General features: G+C 60.4%; 17 protein-coding genes and 1 pseudogene. 8 read left to right on the top strand and 10 right to left on the bottom strand.

Going from position 1 to position 21,658, the window contains the following annotated elements; translation table 11 throughout:
- Positions 1–8: 8 nt before the first annotated feature.
- From ACK83U_RS20675 to ACK83U_RS20700, 6 genes are all read right to left on the bottom strand, one after another.
- Positions 9–923 (bottom strand): ABC transporter permease, encoded by a 915-nt coding sequence (locus ACK83U_RS20675; protein ID WP_112608341.1) that lies wholly within the window; start codon positions 921–923, stop codon positions 9–11.
- Entirely contained in the window at positions 913–1,989 is a 1,077-nt protein-coding gene (locus ACK83U_RS20680) for an ABC transporter substrate-binding protein (protein WP_112608343.1), read from the bottom strand. The genes ACK83U_RS20675 and ACK83U_RS20680 overlap by 11 nt, the downstream gene beginning before the upstream one ends.
- Positions 1,990–2,362: 373 nt before the next feature.
- Positions 2,363–4,591, bottom strand: coding sequence for an MGH1-like glycoside hydrolase domain-containing protein (locus tag ACK83U_RS20685; protein WP_112608345.1), 2,229 nt, complete (start codon positions 4,589–4,591; stop codon positions 2,363–2,365).
- Between the two features lie 5 nt (positions 4,592–4,596).
- A complete protein-coding gene (locus ACK83U_RS20690) occupies positions 4,597–7,284 on the bottom strand; it encodes a carbohydrate-binding protein (protein WP_112608347.1) in 2,688 nt (895 codons plus the stop codon).
- 10 nt (positions 7,285–7,294) lie between these two features.
- Positions 7,295–10,843 (bottom strand): molybdopterin cofactor-binding domain-containing protein, encoded by a 3,549-nt coding sequence (locus ACK83U_RS20695; RefSeq protein WP_412474986.1) that lies wholly within the window; start codon positions 10,841–10,843, stop codon positions 7,295–7,297.
- Positions 10,840–11,364 carry a (2Fe-2S)-binding protein gene (locus ACK83U_RS20700; protein WP_162708050.1) on the bottom strand — a complete coding sequence of 175 codons (525 nt, stop codon included), beginning with the start codon at positions 11,362–11,364 and terminating at the stop codon, positions 10,840–10,842. Before ACK83U_RS20700 ends, ACK83U_RS20695 begins: the two co-directional genes overlap by 4 nt.
- 356 nt (positions 11,365–11,720) lie before the next feature.
- Here ACK83U_RS20700 and ACK83U_RS20705 point away from each other — a divergent pair, with 356 nt between their 5' ends.
- The 8 genes from ACK83U_RS20705 (at position 11,721) to ACK83U_RS20740 (ending at position 18,641) form a co-directional block, all read left to right on the top strand.
- Positions 11,721–12,857 (top strand): FAD-dependent monooxygenase, encoded by a 1,137-nt coding sequence (locus tag ACK83U_RS20705; protein WP_112608351.1) that lies wholly within the window; start codon positions 11,721–11,723, stop codon positions 12,855–12,857.
- The gene (locus ACK83U_RS20710; RefSeq protein WP_112608353.1) at positions 12,854–13,654 is read left to right on the top strand and encodes an alpha/beta fold hydrolase; all 801 of its coding nucleotides are present in this window, start codon (positions 12,854–12,856) and stop codon (positions 13,652–13,654) included. The genes ACK83U_RS20705 and ACK83U_RS20710 overlap by 4 nt, the downstream gene beginning before the upstream one ends.
- 71 nt (positions 13,655–13,725) lie before the next feature.
- Complete coding sequence (locus ACK83U_RS20715) at positions 13,726–14,478, top strand: Asp/Glu racemase (protein WP_112609109.1); 753 nt, start codon at positions 13,726–13,728, stop codon at positions 14,476–14,478.
- A gap of 11 nt (positions 14,479–14,489) precedes the next feature.
- Complete coding sequence (locus tag ACK83U_RS20720) at positions 14,490–15,131, top strand: N-carbamoylsarcosine amidohydrolase (RefSeq protein WP_112608355.1); 642 nt, start codon at positions 14,490–14,492, stop codon at positions 15,129–15,131.
- A gap of 42 nt (positions 15,132–15,173) precedes the next feature.
- Positions 15,174–16,205 (top strand): leucyl aminopeptidase, encoded by a 1,032-nt coding sequence (locus ACK83U_RS20725; RefSeq protein WP_112336068.1) that lies wholly within the window; start codon positions 15,174–15,176, stop codon positions 16,203–16,205.
- Positions 16,206–16,357: 152 nt separating this feature from the next.
- Entirely contained in the window at positions 16,358–17,671 is a 1,314-nt protein-coding gene (locus ACK83U_RS20730) for an MFS transporter (RefSeq protein WP_112608357.1), read from the top strand.
- A gap of 160 nt (positions 17,672–17,831) precedes the next feature.
- Positions 17,832–18,305: a MarR family transcriptional regulator gene (locus ACK83U_RS20735; protein WP_112608359.1), complete on the top strand. Its 474-nt coding sequence runs from the start codon at positions 17,832–17,834 to the stop codon at positions 18,303–18,305.
- Positions 18,306–18,509: 204 nt separating this feature from the next.
- Positions 18,510–18,641, top strand: coding sequence for a redoxin domain-containing protein (locus ACK83U_RS20740; protein ID WP_412474987.1), 132 nt, complete (start codon positions 18,510–18,512; stop codon positions 18,639–18,641).
- Positions 18,642–18,762: 121 nt separating this feature from the next.
- Here ACK83U_RS20740 and ACK83U_RS20745 read toward each other — a convergent pair whose 3' ends face one another.
- From ACK83U_RS20745 to ACK83U_RS20760, 4 genes and pseudogenes are all read right to left on the bottom strand, one after another.
- A complete protein-coding gene (locus ACK83U_RS20745) occupies positions 18,763–19,224 on the bottom strand; it encodes a MarR family winged helix-turn-helix transcriptional regulator (RefSeq protein WP_112608363.1) in 462 nt (153 codons plus the stop codon).
- Positions 19,225–19,334: 110 nt separating this feature from the next.
- A pseudogene (locus ACK83U_RS20750) lies at positions 19,335–20,050 on the bottom strand (SDR family oxidoreductase).
- Positions 20,051–20,118: 68 nt separating this feature from the next.
- Positions 20,119–20,493: a hypothetical protein gene (locus ACK83U_RS20755; protein ID WP_112608367.1), complete on the bottom strand. Its 375-nt coding sequence runs from the start codon at positions 20,491–20,493 to the stop codon at positions 20,119–20,121.
- A 27-nt stretch (positions 20,494–20,520) separates the two neighbouring features.
- Entirely contained in the window at positions 20,521–21,402 is an 882-nt protein-coding gene (locus ACK83U_RS20760; protein ID WP_112608369.1) for an NmrA family NAD(P)-binding protein, read from the bottom strand.
- Between the last annotated feature and the right edge of the window lie 256 nt (positions 21,403–21,658).

Here is a 21,658-nt window from a genome sequence, read left to right on the forward strand (position 1 = left end):
TCCCTCCTTTAAGCTGCCGTGCCGCGGCGCAGGACGCCGGAGAACGTGCCGAAGATTGCAAGTACGACGGCAAGCAGCGTGAAGGACAGCGAGGCGCCGAGCGGCCAGTTGAAGGCCTGCGTGAACTGGTCCTCGATGACGGTGCCCATGGTGACGCCCACGCGGCCGCCCAGGATTCGGGGCTCCATGAAGGACCCTATGACCGGGACGAAGGTCAATACGGCACCCGAGATCAAGCCTGGAGCAGCCATAGGCACGAGAATCTTGAAGAGAATGGTCCACCAGCGCGCACCAAGGCTGGCGGCCGCTTCGATGATCGCGTCATCGATCGTAACCAGCGCGATATAACAGGTGAGGATCATGTAAGGCAGATAACCATGTACCAGGCCAACAACGACTGCATAGCGCGTATAGAGGAATCCGATCGATCCAGCATCCGGTAAGACCATGTGGAAGATGGTGTCGAGGAAGCCGTTTTCGCGCAGCACCATTGTCCATGAGAAGATACGGACAAGGCCATTCGTCCAGAATGGCAGCAGAATGAGGATGAGCAGCATCTCGCGCGTCTTTCCGAAGGTGGAACGAGCAAGCGCAACGGCTGCCAGGAAGCCGAGCACGGCGCAGGCAAACGTCGTCCAGAAGCCGATAAGCAGCGACGTGAAAGCAATACCGATCAGATAAGGCTGGTCGATGAAGGCACGATACTGCTTCAGGGTAAAGACGATCGGCGCCTTGCCCATTGGGGTTGCCGCCATGAAGCTGAAGACCAACATGGTCAGCAGCGGGAGAAAGACGGCAAGCGTCAGCCAGCCGTAGGTTGGCATCAGCAGCGCCGTCGTTGACACCCAGGACGGCAGGGGACGCCGCACGCGCGGACCCGAAGGTCCGCGCTCTGACGCCGATGTCAGATTGTCATTCTGCATAGAAGGCTTTCACTTCCTGCCACAGGTTGTTGAAGGCTTCACGACGGTCATCCGGCAGAGCCGACATGATGCCCATGGTCTTCAGGTATTCCGGCTTGTGAACCTGGCGGCTCAGGTCGTCGGCCGGAAGGGTTGCAAGTGCTGCGGAGTTGGACGATGCCGGTGCACCGACCTTGGTGGCCCATTCGAGATAGAAGGTTGGGTCGATCAGCCAGTTCGCGAAGACCAGTGCGCCTTCGGCGTTGGGAGCCGACGCCGGAATACCGAGACCATCGACCCAGCCGATGCCGCCTTCCTTGGGAACGACGAAATTGACAGGCAGCTTCGAATTGCGCTTTGAACGGACAGAGCCGCCCGACCAGAAGAGCGAAAGGTCGAATTCCTTGGCTGCAAAGGACTTGTTCCATTGGTCTTCCGTTGACCACAGCAGCTTGACGTTCGGCTTGATGGACTTCAACGCGTCGCGGATGGCACCGAGATCCTTCGGGTTATTCATGTCCTGACCGGTCATCAGGGCACCGGCGGCAACGCAGATAATCGCATCGTCGTCCATGGCAACACGGCCCTTGTAGGCGGGATCCGCCAGAACCTTGTAGCTGTCTGGAACAGGCATGCCGTCGCGGATGGCGAGCGAAGTCATGCCCCAGACCCATGGCACCGCAAAGCCCTTGCCATCCTTCAGGAAGTTGGCGTTGGAGCGCAGATTTGCGTCGATCGTGGCAGCGTTCGGAACCTTGCTGAAATCGATCGGCTGCAGGAGGTCTTCCGCGGTTGCCTGCGCGCAGCGCGCAGCGTTGAGAACGACGAGATCATAGGCGCCCGGGTTGGTGCGCAGTTTGGTCAGCATTTCCGACTCGGAGCTGTAGTAGTCGTGGACGACCTCGATGCCGGTCTTCTCGGCAAAGGCCTTGATCGACCAGGCTTCGTCAGTGCCGTAGCCCTGCCAGTTTAGAACCGTGATCTTACCGGCGGAAAAGGCCATGCGCGGCATGGCCGAGAAGGCAGCGCCGGCAATCACCGCTCCGGACATCAGCTTCAGCGTGTTGCGTCTTGTGATTGCAGTCATTTGGAACCCCTCTTGAAAATCTACTCTTGTCAACGGCCGCGGCGACAGCCGACGACCTCAGGCTTCACGCAAATCATCGGCAGTCCGCCTATCAAAAAGCGGCCATATGATTTGTATGCAAACTAAATTGACGTGAGGCTGACGACTGGTCATACCCAATTGGAACGTACGGGTTGTCCCAGCGCCTTTCGGTGCAGCGTTAAATCCCAGCCATTCTATCAGGCATTGCCGTTATAAAGTTGCTATCGTGAGCGTGTCGCTCCCGATAGGCAATTCCGTTCAACCCTCATGCTCTTCCGGCATTCTTTTTATTTGTATGCAAAGTAATATGGCTGATCGGCGCCTGTCAAGTTCCATCGGGCGTCAATACCATTCACACTGTCAAAAAATAGACATCCAGTTTCCGGCCGTGCGCGGCCCTTGCGATTTCGAGACGCGCGCCATCGGTACTCGCCTCGAACCGAACTTCCTGGCCATCGAGACGTGCTACGACGATGCGGTCTCGCTCGACATTCGGAAGGGCAATAAACCCGTCGCTGCCCGTCGGAGCGAGAATGCAGGAGAAGCGTGCATCACTGACAGCGATTTGTGTGAACGATGTTTGCAGGTTAGTCTTCAGCGATGCGCGGCCGTCCAGGCTCATTTCCAGCAGGCCGTCGGCGATCGAGACCGAAAGCATTCCTGAAGGCGACAGCATCGGACCGACAGAAAGGTCAGCGCCGGCATTGTGAAGGGTCCAGCCGCTCCACGGATCGAAGTCGATGATCTCGCCGACAGCCATCAGCGGCAGCATTGCGGCCCAGATGTAGAAGGGATCCGTATCGCCCTGGTCCATCGCCTCGCCAGTCGTGGCGTTGTAGTTCTCCGCCGCGATCCGGTCCTTGCTCCAGGACTTCATGAAGAGCTCGTAGCTCTGCCGCGCGAGCTTGCTTGCCCCTGCTGCAAAGCCATAGCGGCGCAGCCCGAGCCAGACCATGTAGTTGACGTTCGGCCAGATGCGACCACGCCAGTAGACATTGTCGGCAAAGGCGGGATCGTCACGCGTCGCGTTCGGCAGGACGTAGTCACCGCCAAAGGTGGTTTCGTCGCTGAGGTACTGGAGCAACTTATCGGCCTGCTCGGGCGTGGCTGCGCCACATAGCAGGGGATAGAAGCTGGTCGGCGAAAGCGACCGCACAAAGCCGCCGTGGCGCTGCCGGTTGGCGAAGATGTTGCGGCTTTCATCCCACAGGTTTTCCGAGATCAGCTTGCGGCAGCGTTCGGCGATGGCCGCGAATTCGCGGGCATCATCCTCCTTGCCGAGAACCTTGGCCATCTTCGACAGCATTTCAGCATCAAGCGCCGCAGCGCAATTCAGCCCGAGATCGAATGTCGACAGGGTACGCGTGATGGGATCGTAGAGGGCCTCGTCATGAGTGGCCGAATTGTCCATGCCTGTTTCGTTGCGCGCGGCAAAGTGCGTGCCCTTATAGAGACCTTCGCCGACGTCCGATGTGCCGCAGGACAGCAGGCCGAAGTCGTCGGGATCGCGGTGTTCGCGCCACCAACGCTGATTGCGGGCCAGCGCATCATAGCTTGCCGCCAGAAGCGAACGCTCGCCGGTGCGCTGGTAAAGCTGCCAGGCAACGAGTGCGCCGTTTGGATGCTGGCTGCGGTCCACCCAGGCATCATTCGAGGTGACGATGCAGGCGATATTGCCCTGGGGGGTGGCGCTTGCCATCGCCGTTGCCATATTCTCGCGAGCGAGATCAGCGTCGAAGACACCGGCCAGCAGAGCGGCAAACAGCTGGTCGTTGTACCAGACGGCGAATTTGCCGAGATTCCAGATGCGCGTCACAGCCGTATAGGGCCGGGAGTTGGTCTCATCCCAGATCGTGTTCCAGGCGACGACGTCGCGGATCGCGTCCAGGGATCCTTCGTAGGTGCCATTATGGGCGGTGGGAGCGGTGCTCGGGTTGCCGGCCGCGAGGCAGGTCTGTGCCTTGACGATCGCAAGTTCGGCGCTGTCGGCCACGGCGGCGGCATAGGCTCCCTGGCGCATCATTTCCAGATTGAAGCGCAGGGCGATCACTGACGCCTCGTTTTTCCGACTCGCAGTGTAGAAATATCCGTTCGTCTCGAAATCGGCGCGCAGGTCGTCGATCGTATCATGGCCAGTCACATGCACTGGAGCTTCCGCCGTTGCGACCGCCACGAAGCGCGTGCCGATCTTGACGAGTGTGACGTTGCGGCCGGCTTCGTGCGTGACCACTTCTCCGCTGTCAGCCGAAATCGCCAGGGTCAGCCAGAAGCGCAGTCCCCACTCGCCGCCAGCCTTGCCCTCCCAATTTCCGCGAATCGCGAAGGGATCGGACTTCTCGGTTCTGAAGGCGACGGTGGTCCCGCTATGCTCCGTTTCCAGCTCGATCAGCGATCCGTCGATGGCATGGCGGCCGAGCCGCACCGTGTCGCGACGCGGCTCGATGGCTGACGTCGTCCGGCTGCGCGTGGAATAGAGAACGGGCGTGATGCGCACACCGAGGGGCAGAAACACCATTTCCGCCGGTCTGTCGGACCAGCTGTTCCAGGCGCGCATCAAGGGAACGGTAGAATGTTTCAGCATGGTTCTTATTCCGGTCTGTTTTGCAGCGGTATGAGCAGGGGTGTGGCTGTCAGCCCGCTCTTGTCCGGGCCGCTGCCGAGATAGGGTGTGTTGTCGTAATAGCGGTTTGCTGCCGTGTTGGCGACGTGAAGCTCGAGTTCATGGGTGCCGGCGGCAAGGCGGCCGAGCCCTAAGCGATAGGGCCGCCAGCCACGGCGTCCCGCTTCGGTTCCATCGATATAAGCGGTGACCGCCGTATAAACGGTCGGCAGTTCCAGCATCCAGTCGGCCTCGGTTTCCGTTGCGAAGGAAAGTCGGTAGATGCCCGTGCCGCTGAAGGTCGGAAAGCCTTGCTCTTCCCAGCCGCTGTCAACGGAAATAGGCACGAAGGCCTGATCTTGGCCGGGCGCGAATGTCCAGCCGTCTGCCAGAGCAATGAGCCGGTTTCGCTCAAGCGTCGGTCGGCTCGATAGATGGCCGATGGGGCCAGCCGCCTGTCCGTTTTGACGGAGACGGATGCAGCGAACTTCGTGCGGTTCCAACTCTACGGTCAGCTTGTGAACGGCGGCGAAGGCTTCGACAGACCCATGTTCCGCGTCCCATATCGCATAATCGAAGCCATCTCCGAGCAGGATGTCAAAGCTGATATCTTCTGCGCCATCGTTGAAAACGACCATCCTCCACCAGCCGTCAACATCACGACCGATCCATTGCCACGGCCTTTGGCCCGAAATCTGCGGACCGTCGAGCGTCAGGGTCGACAGGAGGGCGGACACCGTTTCGGCATTGGGTATCGCTGTGGTGTGCGACGTGACGCCAACCGAGTCGGAGACTCTCTCGCCCGTGCAAACCGTGGAGACGGTTTCGCCCGAAGACCAGATCCGACCGCCGGCCTTCGTGAAGGCATCGAGCTTTTGAATCGTAACAGCCGTTTCCAGTACCGTCACCGAAGGCAGCACCACCGCGTCGAACGCGAGACCGGATGCAAGCAGCCGTCTATCTTCTATAGCCGCGTTTGCGATATCCGCCTCGCTCACGAACATGAAATCGCAGCCCTGCGCCAACAGTTGCTCGCACCAGGCGCCGATATGGGTGGCATGGCCGTGGTGAGGCCCTTCGGCAAAGGCAGTGTATAGAGGATAGAGAATAGCAACCGGCGCTCGCGGTTTTGCAGCCTCTATGAAGGCGGAAACGCGTGCGATCTCTTCGGCGAAGAGGTCGTGATAGGGCCACCACGGCTCGAAGTTGATGCCGGGCGCGAAGTCGAAGCGCGGATTGGTGAAGGGCGTCGGGTCGTTGTCGAGTCCATCGGTCTGGTAGACGCCGTGCCAGAGGAACTGCCGTGTGCCAAGGCAGGCAAGCCGGATCGCCTGGGCGCGCGATGCCTCCAGCGTCACCTCCCATTGGCCGGCAGCGCGCACTTCAGTGCGTTCGGCGCTGAAATAGATCTCGACGACGCAGCGGCTGCGCCCGTTCGAGCGGGCGACGGAATCACCCATCTTGGGAGCCAACTGTGGCGTGAAATTGTTTGCGTCCACGGCCGTTTCGTGCCTGATGGCGTCGATGCCGAAGAAGTCCACCGCCGGCGCGACGCGCGGATCGATGTTTGTGAAGCCGCCATTGGGCGCCCATGAGCTGACATGAGCGAGGATCTCATGCCCCGTGAGGACGATCCCTTTCCCTTCCGCCCAGCCCCTGAGCGTGCCGAAGAATGCCTCGTTCATAAAGGTGGAATAGGCTGCGTGAAACAACGCACGCAGCCGCAAGGTTTCCGGCCCAACGTTGCGCACCACCGCGAGAAGGGCGACGGCGAACGACACGCCCGTCTTGGACAGGACACAGTCTTTCAGCGCAGGCGCAAACAGCAGGCTGTTGCCGAGATTTCCCGCCATCTGGTCCCAGCGATAGAAGCCGGGGGCCGGCTGATCGTAGAATACAGATCCAACGGGATCGGGCACGCGCTTGCCAAGGGCTGTGACGATGGGTTCGAGGCCAACGTCGATGAAACGCTGGGCTGCCTCCGGCAGCAGATAGTTGATGATCCGTGATGTCGCGGAACGCGCGCTTATGAAGACCGTCAGCGTCCAGCCGAATGCGACCGCACCATCATAGGAATAGCTGCAGGACGCACGATCGGAACCTGTGATGCTGACCTGCGATGTCACGTCGACGATCCGATCACATGCCTCAATTGGGCCGGAGGGATGCAGCACTGCTGTCTCGACAGTCCATTCGCACCATTCGATGCGCCCGCCTTCATATTGCCAGGCAATGATGTCGGCGCCCATCTTCAGTGTGAATGCCGGATGGATCCTGCTTATCGTGCCCTGCCTATCTGCCGAAGACGACCAGAACAGGTGACGCTCGCGCAGTTCGTCACGCCTTTCTACCGTCCTGCCACCGGCATGGCCGCTGATCCAGTTATAGTCGTCATAAATGCCAAGCTTGAGCCCGAGTTGAGCCGCGATGTCGGCTGCCTGCCTGTAGGCCGACAGATAGTGCGGTGACAGGTACTGCTCGCGCGGCAGGGCGAGTCGCGCCTGGATCAGGATGGTGCCGATGCCCTTCGCCTGGAAATCGGCAAGCTGTGTCCGGCAGGTCGCCTCATCGGGAATGCTATGCCAGAACCAGTAGGCTGAAGGACGAAATGCGGCAGTCGGGCGCTCAAAGAGGGCCCGACTTTCGATATCCGCAATGGCCGCTGTTTCAGGCAATGTGTGTTCCTCAGTGTGCGGTGGCGGCAATGCGTTGCAGTGCCGCCGATGTGTCGCTCCAGGCCGGCTTGTCCGGCGCGAAACGGGCGCGCAGGTAGTCGGTGAGATCCTTCAGCTGCGTCTCGTTCAGCGTATCGCGGAATGCCGGCATGGACATGACTTCCGGCGCTTCGCGGCCGGTGGTTTCCGCAAGGATCGCCGGCGCTTCGACACCGCCGAGGATCGCCTGGATGAGATTGTCGGGCGTATCGGCATGCAGATTGCTGTTCAGCGCCAGCGATGAGAGGACAGTGTTGCCGGTATGGCAGGTGGCGCAGGCGCCATTGAAGATGCGCTCGCCCTTGGGCGAAACCAGTCCCGCACTAACCTTTGCCGCCTCGCTGGCTGCAATCGCTGCTTGGCTCTGGGCCACGGCCTTCGAAGGGTCGCTGTCCTTATTCAGGCCGGCCAGATAATTTGCCATGGCGCGGATGTCCGAGTCCGGCAATGGCTGCATGACCTCCACCACATGGGCCATCGGACCGGCGGCGCTGCCGTGGTCGCGCGAATGGCCCGTGCGCAGGTAGTCGTAGAAGGCATCTTCCGTCCAGCCAACCGGACCCTTGGCCATGGCGTTGAGCGCGGGCGCCTCCCAGCCATCGGCAAAGCCGCCCGAGAGATGGGCACTTCCGGTCTTTTCAGCACCCAGCGCATTGCGTTCGGTGTGACAGGCGGAACAGTGGCCGAGCGTCTCGACGAGATAGGCGCCCCTGTTCCAGGTGGCATTGCGCGTCTGGTCGTAGGTCATGGGCGTCGACCTCAGGAACAGCGCATTCCACCCTGCCATCATCATGCGGATGCTGTAGGGAAACTTCAGCTTTGTCTCCGGCGCCTTTCCTGCCACTGCCGTCTGCGTCATCATGTAGGCGTAGAGCGCCTGCAGGTCCGCATCCTCAGCGCCAGCGAAGGATGTGTAGGGATGGGCCGGATAGAGGTGGTGGCCATCGCGGCTGATGCCTTCACGCATGGCCCGCTCGAAGGCGGTGTAGGACCAGGCGCCGATGCCGTTTTTCACGTCCGGCGTGATGTTGGTGGCATAGACCGTGCCGAATGCCGTGTCGAAGCGTCGACCGCCGGCGAAGGGCGTGCCGTCGTTGCCGACATGGCAGACATTGCAGGCGCCTGCCGCGGTGGCCAGGCGGCCGCGCTCGATCGTCGCTGCGCTGTAGACATTCACGTCCGGCCGCTCGATCGTGGCGATCGCCGGCCGCCATGGGGATGCCATCGCCACAAGCCCTGAAATTGCCGCCGCGGCTCCGGCAGTCGAGATGCCGATATTCCACCACCGCTTCCTTTTCGCGGGCGCTGCCGGAGGCGGCGTGGACGTATCGCCCTTCAGCGCCGCCAGCACCATTTCCGGTGTCAGCGGCAGTTCGCGGAAACGTATGCCGATGGCATCATAGACCGCGTTGGCGATGGCCGATGCGCTCGGGACGGAAGCGGATTCACCGACGCCGAGCGGCGGCTCGTCCTGTCTTGGAACCATCAGCACGTCGATATCGGGCAATTCGGGGAAGGTGATCAGCGGATAACCGCCCCATTCCTTCGAGGTGACGGCGGTGGAGGAAAACTCGACGCGCTCCTTCAGCACACGACTGGTTGACTGGATGACGTTGCCGTGGATCTGATGCCGGACGCCGTCGGGATTGATCATCATCCCGGAATCCTGTGCGCAGATCACCTTGGTTACGGCGATCTCGCCGGTCTTGGTGTTGACGGCGACATCGGCCACCCAGGCCGCCCAGGCGGCAGCCTTGCCCGGAAACGGCCCGTGGATATAGACAGCATAGGCGAAGCCGCGGCCGTAAAGCAGGTCGCCTTCGCCGCCAAGCGTGCCCCATTTCGTGTGGGGCACCCAGTTCGCCCGCTCTGCCAGGGCGTGCACGAGGTCCACGGCACGGGGATCGTGAAGGTATCGCAGCCGGTATTCGATCGGATCGACGCCGGCCGCGGCCGCAAGTTCATCAATATAGCATTCATGCGCGAAGGTGTTCGGCATCGCGGAAACGCCGCGGAACCACGAGGCTCGGGCAATCGGCGGCATATCGTGGACGGTGACCCGGAGATTGCCATAGGCATAGGGTGGGATCGCCGTGCGGTCACCCATCTGCACCACGTCGGACACCGGCGGGACCTTGCCGGTCAGGATCAACGATAATGTCGGTGCGAGATTGGACGGATAGCGCGTCTCGAAATCATAGGCCGAAGGACCGCCCTCGAGATCGAGGCCGCCGCGCACGTCGATGATCTGGGCAGCGCCCTTTGGCTCCCAGACATGCTCCTGCTCGCGCGTGAGCTGCACGCGCACTGGCGCGCGCACGGCGCGGGACAGAAGCGCCGCATCGGCAGTCACATCGTCGGCGCAGTTGCGGCCATAGCAGCCGGCGGCTTCCAGGCGCTCCACGAGGATCATGTCCTCGGGCATGTCGAGGAGGAGTGCCAGATCGCGACGCATGGGGAAGGGGTTCTGCGTGCCCGACCAGACGGTCAGCCCTGTGTCGCTGTAATCGGCCACGGCGCAGGACGGCCCGATCGAGCCATGCATCTGATAGGGCCAGATATAGGTGCGGTTCATGGGTTCGGCGCTGCCGGCGAGCGCCATTTCGACATTGCCGCGATCGATGAGTTTGCGGGGCGTGGCGGGATTAGCACGCAGCGCCATCTCCGGCGTATTCAGATCCGGCCGCTGCGGCGGCTCCCGCCACAAGACCTTCAGCGTCTTCGCAGCTTCGATGGCGATCTCCTCGCGCGTTGCGACGACGCCAACGAAATCGCCGATGGCTACGACGCCGACAACACCATGGATATGGGCAATCGAGCCTTCGTCGATGGATATGAGGCTGTTGCCGACATGCTCGCCGTGATCAAAGCCGGCATAGAGCGGCCGGATGACCCGGCCATGCAGCATGCCGGGCACGCGCACGTCATGCACATACGTCCATTGACCGGTTGCCTTGGCCGGGATGTCCACGCGCGGTCGCGAGGAGCCGACGATGCGGTAGGCAGACGCGGGCTTCAGCTCCGCACTGGCGTCGATCGACAGGCGCACATGCTCTCCCGCGACGAGTTCGCCGAGGGTGACGCTCCAGTTCGCTCCGTTGCCGGCGCGGATGACGCCGTCTTCAAGGACAAGGTGCTCGACCGCGGTGCCCTTCAGGGCAGCAGCCTCCGCCATGAGGTGATGACGCGCCGTTGCCGCGGCCTGCCGAAGCGGCACGGCGGTGATCTGGATCGTCTCGCTGGCGATGGTGGCGCCTTGGTTGGGGGCGGCGGAAGTCGCGCCCAGCACCATTTCCACATGCTCGAAGGGAACATGCAGTTCCTCAGCGACGATCTGCGCCAGCGATGTACGGATGCCGGTTCCAAGATCGACATGCCCGTTGAATGCCTTGACGCGACCGTTGCTATCGATGGCGATGTAGAGCTCGGCTGCATCGCCCAGGGATGCATCGGAGACGATCAGTAGGATGTCTGATGTGGCGAGGTAGGTAGCTCTCGGCGTTTCGCGGTGGATGCTCATGGCGAAACCTCGATCCTGTCTTCCGTTCCCGAGCCCGCGGGCTTTTCGGCCTTCGCATAGGCGACGGCGCGGCGTGCTGCGGCAAGTATTTCCATATGCGTGCCACAGCGGCAGAGATGATGCCGGAGCGCCGCGCGAATATCGCTCTCGTCGGGCTCCGCCTTCGCTTCCAGCAGGCCAACGATGGCAATGATCATGCCATTCAGACAGTAGCCGCACTGCGCCGCGGCCTCTTCGATAAAGGCGCGCTGGACGATATGCAGATGGCCGGGCTTTCCCAGCCCTTCAAGCGTCGTGACCTTGCGGTCGCCGATCGCCTTCAGCGGCACGGTGCACGAGCGCACGGGCCGGCCGTCGACGAGGACCGCGCAGGCTCCGCATTCGCCGAGGCCGCACCCGTATTTGGGGCCGTTGAGGCAGAGATCGTTTCTGAGGATGTAAAGGAGCGGCGTTGCGCCGTCGGCTTCGATGTCACTGACAGTGCCGTTGACGTTCAGGCTGAATGAGGCGGCCTCTTTCAAAAGCCCCGCTCCACTGCGCAGTCACCGGCCAAAGTGAGGCCGCCGTTACTCAAATACGCCATTATGCTGAAGGCCTCTTCGTGGTGCCTGCAATTCATAATGACGCGATTGCAGATCACGTCACGCATTTGCTGTTCCTTGCTCATTTATAAAGCGTATGCACTTTATATGGCCGTTTCTCCATGCGTATGCATGTGCCGACAACAGGGACGATAATCATATTTTGCGGAAAAGCCAGAAGGAATTTTTGCAAAAGTGCAGATGCTGTACTTGCTATTTACAGCGTATGCGCTACAAAATTTGTCATACTTCCAATTCCAGTTTACGCGTCCAGGTGACGGCGAGAAGGGTCGGCCATGTCCAGCAGCAAGGAAAGAATCGCGATTATTGGCGCCGGCCTCGGCGGCGCCGTGGCGGGAGCGCTGCTCCAGCATGCCGGCTTCGACGTGAACGTCTATGAACAGGCGCCGAGCTTTTCGCGGCTGGGCGCCGGCATCCACATGGGGCCGAATGTCCTCAAGATCTTCGAGCGCATCGGCGTTGCCGAAAAGGTCGTCAGCATCAGCAGCACGCCTAGTCATTGGTTCAGCCGTGATGGCATCAGTGGCGACTATCTGTCGCGTATTCCGCTTGAAGGTTACGGCGCGACCTACTGCACTGTGCATCGTGGTGATCTTCAGGGCATCCAGTGCGACGCCCTGCGGCCAGGAACGCTGCATTTCGGCAAGAAGCTGACCCATATCGACGATAATGGCACGGATGTTCTCATCGAGTTCGAAGACGGCACGTCTGTAAGGGCGGACATCGTGATCGGCGCCGACGGCATCAATTCACGCGTCCGCGAAACGCTGCTGGGTGCGGAGAAGCCAAACTACAGCGGCTGGGTCGGCCATCGTGCGCTAATTTCCTCCGACAAGCTGCGGAAATACAACCTGACCTTCGAAGATTGCGTCAAGTGGTGGGGTCCGGACCGCCACATGATGGTTTACTACACGAAGGCTCGTCGTGATGAATATTACTACGTCACCGGCGTGCCTCATCCGGCCTGGGAATTCGATACTGCCTTCGTACCCAGCAGTCGCGAGGAAATGGCGTCCGAGTTCGAGGGTTATCACCCCATCATCCAGGCGTTGATCGAAAGCACGGACGAGGTCACCAAGTGGCCGCTGTTCAACCGCAACCCGCTGCCTCTTTGGAGCAGCGGTCGACTTGTCCTGCTGGGCGATGCCTGCCATCCGATGAAGCCGCACATGGCGCAGGGTGCGGCCATGGCCATCGAGGATGCCGCCATGTTGACGCGCTGCCTCCAGGAGACCGGCGTCAACGATTTCGCCACCGCGTTCGGCCTTTACGAAGCCAACCGCCGTGATCGCGCAACCCGCGTGCAGAGCGTCTCCAATGCCAATACCTTCCTGCTGACGCAGGAGGATCCGTCCTGGGTATACGGCTATGACGTCTATGCCGAACCGCTGCGCACGGAGAATGCAGCATGAGCAGCCGGTTCCTCCATGGTGCGAATGTCTTCGCCAACGGCATCCGCCAGCACTATCTGCGCTATGGCGGCAAGGGGCCGGTGGTCATTCTGGTTCCCGGCATAACATCGCCGGCAATCACCTGGGGTTTCGTTGCCGAAAGCCTGTCGCTGCACCATGACGTTTATGTTCTTGACGTCCGCGGCCGTGGTCTTTCGTCGACGGGCCCGCACCTCGACTACGGCCTCGATGCGATGGCCGATGATGTGATCGCCTTCGCCAGCGAGCTTGAACTGAGACAGCCCGCCATTCTCGGCCATTCCATGGGCGCGCGCATCGCGATGCGGGCGTCCAACCGTGCGCCCGGTTCCTTCAGCCGTCTGGCGCTGATCGATCCGCCGGTTTCCGGTCCCGGTCGTCGCCCATATCCGAGCAAGCTGCCGTGGTATACGGATTCGATCGCACTTGCCGAGAAGGGAATGGATGCCGAGGCGATGAAGGCGTTCTGCCCGACCTGGACCGGAGAACAGCTACAGCTGCGCGCCGAATGGCTCCATACCTGCTATGCGCCTGGGATCGTCAAGGCGTTCAACGATTTCCACGACATCGACATCTTGCCTGATTTCGCCACCCTGACCGTTCCCGCGATGCTGATGGTCGCGGGCCGCGGCGGCGTGATCCAGGCGGTCGACGAAGAAGAGATCAAGGGTCTCAATCCCTCGCTGCAGATCACCCGCGTGCCAGACGCCGGTCACATGATCCCGTGGGATGACTTCGACGGCTTCTTCCTGGCGCTCGGCGACTTCCTGTCCCGCTGATTGTGGTGGCGGAGCGTTTTGCTTCGCCGCTTGCCTGTTTTTCGCCTTCCATGCAGCAGAGGATTTCATCCGTGCAGAAATATTACCGTATCGGCCAGATCGTTCCGAGTTCCAACACCACGATGGAAACCGAAATTCCGGCCATGCTGACCGCCCGCCAGTCCATCCGGCCCGAGCGCTTCACGTTCCATTCAAGCCGCATGCGGATGAAGAAGGTCGTCAAGGAAGAGCTGGCGGCGATGGATGCGGAATCGGACCGCTGCGCCGTCGAGCTTTCGGATGCCCGCGTCGATGTGCTGGGTTATGCCTGCCTTGTTGCCATCATGGCCATGGGTCTCGGCTACCACCGCCAGTCGGAAAAGCGCCTGACGGGGCGCACGCAGGAAAACGGCGCGAACATTCCAGTCGTTACCAGCGCCGGTGCTCTGATCGAGGGCCTAAAGGTAATGAATGCACGGAAGATTGCCGTCGTTGCGCCCTATATGAAGCCGCTCACGGAGCTCGTGGTCGAGTATATCCGCGAAGAGGGCTTCGAGGTCATGGACTGGCGCGCGCTGGAAATCCCGGACAATCTCGATGTCGCCCGGCACGACCCGGAAAATCTTCCGGCCATCGTCCAGACGCTAGATCTAACGGATGTCGATGTGATCGTCCTTTCGGCCTGCGTCCAGATGCCTTCGCTGCCCGTTATCGCGAAGGTCGAAGCCATGACCGGCAAGCCGGTGCTGACCGCCGCCGTCGCCACGACCTATTGCATGCTGAAATCGCTCGGGCTGGAAGCCGTTGTGCCGGGCGCCGGCGCGCTTCTGTCCGGCGCCTACTAAGGGAGACGACAATGCAAACTGCCGAAGCCAATTATCAGGGTGTCTGGGGCAACCGCATCGGCTTCGGCCAGCGGCCAGCGCTCGTCGTTATCGATTTTCTCAAGGCATACACGATCGAAGGAGCGCCGCTCTATGCACCCGGCGTCGTCGAAGCGGTGGCACAAACACCGGCGCTGATCGCCTCCGCCCGGGCTTCAGGTATCCCCGTGATCCACACACGCATTCTCTATCTTGCGGAAAACTGCGCCGATGGCGGCATGTGGGTCAAGAAGTCGCCAGTCATGAAGGCCATGGTCGAAGGCAATGTGCTGGCCGAATTCTGCGAGGGCGTGGAGCCGGCGGCCGGCGAGCTTGTCATCGTCAAGCAATATGCCAGCGCCTTTTTCGGCACCAGCCTTGCTTCCCACCTGCATGCGCAGGGCATTGATACCGTCATCATGGCAGGATGCTCGACGAGCGGCTGCATCCGCGCCAGCGCGGTCGATGCCGTGCAGCACGGGTTTCGGGCCATTGTCGTGCGTGATTGCGTCGGCGACCGCCATCCGGACCCGCACAATGCCAATCTCTTCGATATCGATAGCAAGTATGGCGACGTCGTTTCACGGGAGGAGGCGATTACCGAAATCGGCAAGGTCAAGCCCAATAGTCCGTAACCGCAAGAGCACCTGAGCCTTAAACCAACAAGGGGAACGAGCATGGATCAATTCAGCTTCACGGAAATCTGCCTGCATCAGCTGAAGATGTCGGGCGTCCACGAGGGCGAAAAACTTATCGTCCTGACACAGGGTAACGAGCGTCTGGACTATGCTGACGCCTTCATGGCGGCAGGCATGCGTCTCGGCGCCAAAATGTATCACATGCGTTTGCCGCCAGTGCCGCCGGCAGGTGCATGGGCGGTCGGCCAAACGGGCCTCGCCTCCATGCCGGAAGCGGTTGAGGCCCTCAAGGCCGCCGACATGCTGATCGACTGCATCTTCCTGCTCTTCAGTCCGGAGCAGATGGCGATCCAGGCAGCCGGGACGCGCATCCTGACCGCTGTCGAACCGCCGGAAGTTCTCGCCCGCATGCTGCCGACGAAGGAACTGCGCGAGCGCGTCGAGTTCGCCGGCGACCTGCTCTCCAAGGCGAAGGTCATGCGGATCACCTCGCCACACGGCACCGACGTCACCTATAAGCTCAACACCTATCCTGCCATCACCGAATATGCATGCACCGACGAACCCGGCCGCTGGGACCACTGGCCGTCCGGCTTCGTCTTCACCGGCGGTGACGATGATGGCGTCGACGGCACAATCGTCGTTGCACCGGGCGATATCCTGCTGCCGCAGAACATCTACGTTCGCGATCCGATCACCTACACGATCGAAAAGGGCTGGATCACCGACATCAGAGGCGGGCTCGATGCCGATCTGGTCAAGTCCTACATGGAAGGCTTCAACGATCCGCGCGGTATGGGCATGAGCCATGTCGGCTGGGGTCTGAACCAGAACGCCAAGTGGCATCGCATGGTGCCGGGAGAATTCCCGGGCGGCATGGGCATGGAAGCTCGCTCCTTCTACGGCAACGTTATGTTCTCCACCGGTCCGAACAACGAGCTCGGCGGCCCGAACGACACTGCCTGCCATTTGGATATTCCGATGCGCGGTTGTTCACTGTTCCTGGATGATGAGCCGATGGTGCTCAATGGCAAAATCGCCGTGAAGGAAATGCAGGCAAAGTTCGACTGATAGAAGCGCCGGGTTTCCGGCATATTCGGTCAATCCCAACGTTCCCGTCGCGCGACCGGAACGGATGAGTTCGTGCGTCAATTCACTGGCGCCAAGGTGGCGAAGATCACCGCTTCGACTGTAATCTCAAATAAAAAGGAACGAGGGGTAACATGCAAACTCCAATCACCGTGGAACAGGGTCTTAGGGCGGCCGGCGTCGGCAGCTTCCAGAAGCGTCTGTTCATCATTTTCGGGCTTGTCTGGGCCGCCGATGCCATGCAGGTGTTGGCAATCGGCTTCACCGCACCTTCAATCGCCGCAAGCTTCGGCATCACCGTTCCACAGGCGCTCCAGACCGGTACGTTTTTCTTTCTCGGCATGCTCGTCGGCGCGTTCACTTTTGGTCGCCTTGCCGACCGGATCGGCCGTCGGCCGGTGTTGTTCATCGCAATCATTCTCGATGCGATCTGTGGTGTGGCATCGGCCTTTGCTCCTGATCTGCACTGGTTGCTCGTCGCGCGCTTCCTGACAGGTCTCGGTGTGGGTGGAACGCTTCCGGTTGACTACGCCATGATGGCCGAGTTTCTTCCGTCAGACCGACGCGGTCGCTGGCTCGTGCTGCTCGAAGGCTTCTGGGCTGTGGGAACTGTGGCACTGGCGCTTCTCGCACTGGTCGCCGGTTCGCAAGGCGGAGAGCCCTGGCGCACGATCTTCTTCGTGACCGGTCTGCCGGCGCTTGTCGGTGTTTTCCTGCGCTTTTATGTGCCGGAGTCACCACTCTATCTCAGCCAACAGGGAAAATCGGAAGAGGCACGCAAGGTTCTTCAGCGCGTCGCCGCCACCAACGGCAACGTCGTCGAGATCGCACCGCTGACGCCACAGGCGCCACAGCGCAAGTCGATTGCCGCGCTGCTGTCGCCGGAGCTTCGGCGTCGGACCATCTTTCTGATGCTGGCGTGGATGCTGATCTCGGTTTCCTACTATGGCGTGTTTGTCTACCTGCCGGTGCGGCTGGCAGGAGAAGGCTTCGGCTTCATGCGCGGTCAGTTGTTCCTCCTCGTGCTGGCGATCGCCCAGCTTCCGGGCTATGCGCTGGCGGCCTACGGCGTCGAGAAATGGGGCCGCAAGCCGACCCTGATCGGTTTCCTGATCCTGAGCGCCATCGGCACATTGGGTTATGGGCTGGGCCAGTCGGTCGAGATCGTCATCTCCGCAACGCTGCTGCTTAGCTTTGCGCTGCTCGGCACCTGGGGCGCGATCTACGCCTTCACGCCGGAAATCTATCCGACCACGCTTCGCGCCAGCGGCATGGGCTTGTCCGGGTCCGTCGCGCGTTTCGGGGGGCTTCTGGCGCCGTCGATTGTCGCGCCGGTCATGACCTCGAATTTTGGTCTGGCGCTCGGTGTCATCTCCGGTCTTCTGTTGCTTGCGGCAGCCAGCGTAGCCTTCATCAATGCTGAATCCAGAAACATGGCTCTCGAATAGAATAGCAGCCCCCGTGGTCGGCCCGATGCCGTTCACGGGGATTTTCTCAAGAAGCGATTGCTCGTCCGCCTCTCCTCCATGTCACGCTGCGCTTCGGCCCGCTTGCGATTTGTTGGATTTTGGAGGATTAGAAGCGTCAATAGGAGCGGACGACGCGAGCATGGCAGAAAATAGCGACATCGGAGAAGCGGACCCGCGGGCGGGCTATCAGGTGACCGAGCAGGTTGGACATCTGTTGCGCAAGGCCTATCAGCGGCATCTTGCGATTTTCCAGGAAAATGCTAGCGATCCCGACCTGACCTCCGTGCAGTTTGTCACCCTTTGTACGCTCCACGACCGTGGCCCAAGTTCGCAGGCCGAGTTGGTGAAGGCAACCTCGGTCGATCAGGCAACTATTCGCGGCATCGTGGAGCGCCTCAAGGCGCGTGGTCTCATCAATCTCTCCAAGGACGCTGCCGATGGCCGCAAGGTTATCATCTCGCTGCTGGCGAAGGGTGAAGCAGTCCTGCGCTCCATGTATCCGAACGCGCATATCATCAGCGAAAAGACGATGGGACGGCTTAACCCTGCCGAACGGGTCGCGCTACTGTTCCTGTTGAAAAAGATCACGGAAGATGAACCGGGCGAGGGCTGAGATGCCGCAATGTCGTATCACCAACGCTTTCGACAAATATGCTCCACCAGCATCTCTCGTTACTGCAATCTGAGGGAGACCGGTAATTTCGTCGCTTTGCGCTTAATTGGGATCTTCCTCGATTTGGTCAACTGCGTGTTAGCGCCACGACTGTGAGACTATCGAGACCAGACCGTAGCTCTGGAAGACCTTCGTGGTGCTCCTGTGATCCTGGCCTTCTATCCCGCCAACTGGAGTCCCGTCTGCGGCGATCAGATGGCCCTCGACAACGCCGCACACGTCGAGTTCTACGCCCATGGTGCACACCTCATCGACATCTCGGTGGATGGCGTGTAGTGCCATACGGTCGTCTCAAACAGGCAAAGCTCGACCTCACAGCCTACCCCCAGCCTTTTCCCGCTCCCGTTGACGTTCGTCCATTTGATTGGTCCGTGATCGGCGGGCCTCTTCCGAAGGCTCAGTCTCCGGACGAGACGGCCGGCAAGTCGCCAACGACAATCTCTCTCAGGCTTTGCCGGAGCGTTGCCACATTGGTCCCACCGTTCAGTCGTTCGAATTCTTGCTGCGCATCCCGCCAGAGAGGAGCCGCTCTCTCATGCAAGCGTCGGCCTTCGTCCGTGAGTTCAATGATACGAACTCGACCGTCCGTGGGTGATGGCTTGATCGTGACGAAACCGTCGCGTTCCAGAAAGCCAACCATCTTTCCCATCGCCGTCCGCTCGATATCGAGCCGTTCCGCGAGAGCGTTGACGGTGGCACCGTCAGCTTCGTCGAGAGCCGCCAGGGTCAGGAACTGCGTGATACGCAGCCCGACGGGCTCAAGATGGGCATCGTAGAACCGCGTGATCTGTCGGCTCGCCTTTCTCATGGCGGAGCAATTGCATTGATCGATTCCAAGCGGTTGGTTCGCCGACAACATGTCGCTTTCCTTTCGAATCCTGCTTATTGTCCGCAGGCTATATGGCGCAAAGGCCAAGGCCTCCGCATCACATAGCCTGCGGCTTGGCGGTTTCTCCACCATTTTGGCGCTTAGAACAATCCTGCCGGCGGCGTGATATAACCGGGTACCTCGGCAGCGAGCGTGCTCTTCAGCAGTGCCGTTCCCTGGTCGGCCATGATCTCGCTCTTGCCGGCGGCGAGCGCTTCATAGGTTTGGCGCACCACATCTTCCGGGCTGGCTTTTGGCACATCGATGCCATTGGTCAGGTCGGTATCCACGAAACCCACATGCAGACCGAGAACTTGGATGCTACGATCCTGAAGGTGAAAGCGAAGCTGGTTCGTGAAGCTCCATGCCGCCGCCTTTGATGCAGCATAGGGTGTCAAAATAGGCCGCGGAAGCCACACGATATCGGATAGCACGTTGATGATGGCAGCACGCGGCTTGGCCGACAGGATCGGCTCGAAGGCCTGCGTGACGCGGACGACGCCATAATAGTTGGTATCGAACAGACGTCGCGACTGCTCTTCGACATCGTTTGCCAGAGGCCCGTCGATAAGAGCAGCGATGCCCGCGTTGTTGATCAGCAGATCGGTATCCGTCGCCAATTCTGCTGCCGCAGCGATTGATGCTTTATCCGTGACATCGATCCGGACGGGAATGATGTCCGTTCGTCGAAGCCGTTCGTATTGCGCATGCCTGCATAGACCTTCTTTGCTCCGCGACGACGGGCTTCGCGTGCGAAGGCGAGGCCCAGGCCGCGATTAGCTCCGGTAATGAAGACGGTGGCGTTGGTGACATCCATGACAAATTACCTCTCTAAAGCCACAGATCAGGGCATCCGATATCGATACCTGCCCGTGGGCGTTCGGTTTAAAGAAAAAGGTCTTCCGGCAACCGGCCGGACAGTGCCTCGCGAAGATTGGCGGCAAGAGATAACACAGCACCAAGCGGGCTCATCCGCACGCTGACGCGTGGTACCGAACCATCAGAGTTGCGATCGACGACGACGGTGGCGTTCAGCCTTTCCCCGCTTGTCAGAACCGCCTCGTATTCAAGAAAGAGGCGCGCGCCGACAGTCTCGAGAAACGTGGGATCCTGCGAAGCGTAGAAGGCCCCGACTGTGTTGACGGCCAGCTTGATCTCGTCGCGTCCGATGACGGGACCTCGCAGCACGGAGCTGGTCAGCTCCGCGTCCGCAGTCAGGTCGTCCAGAAACGGGTGACGCTCGCCTTGAATATTCGACATTGTTCAAGCTCCTTGCCTCGACGGTGCTCACGCAAAGGCGGCACGATTGTTGGTGATGAATTGCTGGACCGAGAGTGCTGGCGTTCCGGTGATTTTCTCAACAGCATCGTTCGTGCCCGCAAAGATGCCATCACGATAGTTCTGGGCGACTGCGACCAGGTGCTGCACGAGGAAAGGCGGAAACTTGTAGAGATTTTCCATCTTGTCCTTGAACACGTCGATCGAAGTCGGCGCATAGTCGATCTGTGCGCCGAGCACTTCGCTCATGGCGGCGGCGATCTCGGTATGGTTCATCTCGATCGGTCCATGGAGGGGATAAATCTTGCCCTCATGCCCCCGCGGATTTGCCAAAAGATGCGCAATCACCCGCCCCTGATCATCGGTCGCGATCGGTGCGTGACGACCGTTGGCAAAGGGAAACTCGATCTTTTTCGTCGCCCATATCTCCTTTGCGAAATGCGGATAAACGAGCCAATCGGCGAAGAAGGTGGGACGAAGATGGGTCGTTGGCACGCCGGACCAGTCGAAGACCCGCTCGGAAATCCAATGGTCCTGCGCCGCGTGGCTCGCCGATTCGCGGCGCGCCGATATCTGCGACATGTTGACGATTGCTGTGACGCCCGCTTCCTTTGCGGCCTGTGCGAAATAGGCCGCGGCGCCGATGATGCCTGGCGCAATCGGATGCAGGAAATAGGCCGATCGGACGCCTTCCATGGCAGCGCGGATGTCATCGATGTCGGTGAAATCTCCGACAGCGATATCCACTCCCCGCTGCCTGAGGGCGGTTGCTCGCTCATCGTCCGAACGCACATAGGCGCGCACCGACTTGCCCATCTTAAGTAATTCATCGATTGCGGCACCGCCGGTCCGTCCGGTTGCTCCGCTTACAAGTACCTCAGCTTCACTCATAATCTCGCTCCTGTTCTTTATATAGGGGCATATGCTCCTATAAAGGCGAAAATAAGAGCATATACTCCTATCGTCAATAGGTAGCATTTGCATTTTTAAGAGAGACCGTTTTTGGAGCGACCGTGAACCGTCACTGAAGGCGTCGAATGACCGAGGTCGCGGGTTCCAATCCGTTTCCTAATCTTCATCTGAAAAATGGATTTGCAGGAACTTCTTTAGATGTGCGGTGGCGCATTATCGGCGCTTCTTTGAAGCC

This window comes from Rhizobium sp. WW22 (genome assembly GCF_047041135.1).
Lineage (GTDB): Bacteria > Pseudomonadota > Alphaproteobacteria > Rhizobiales > Rhizobiaceae > Rhizobium.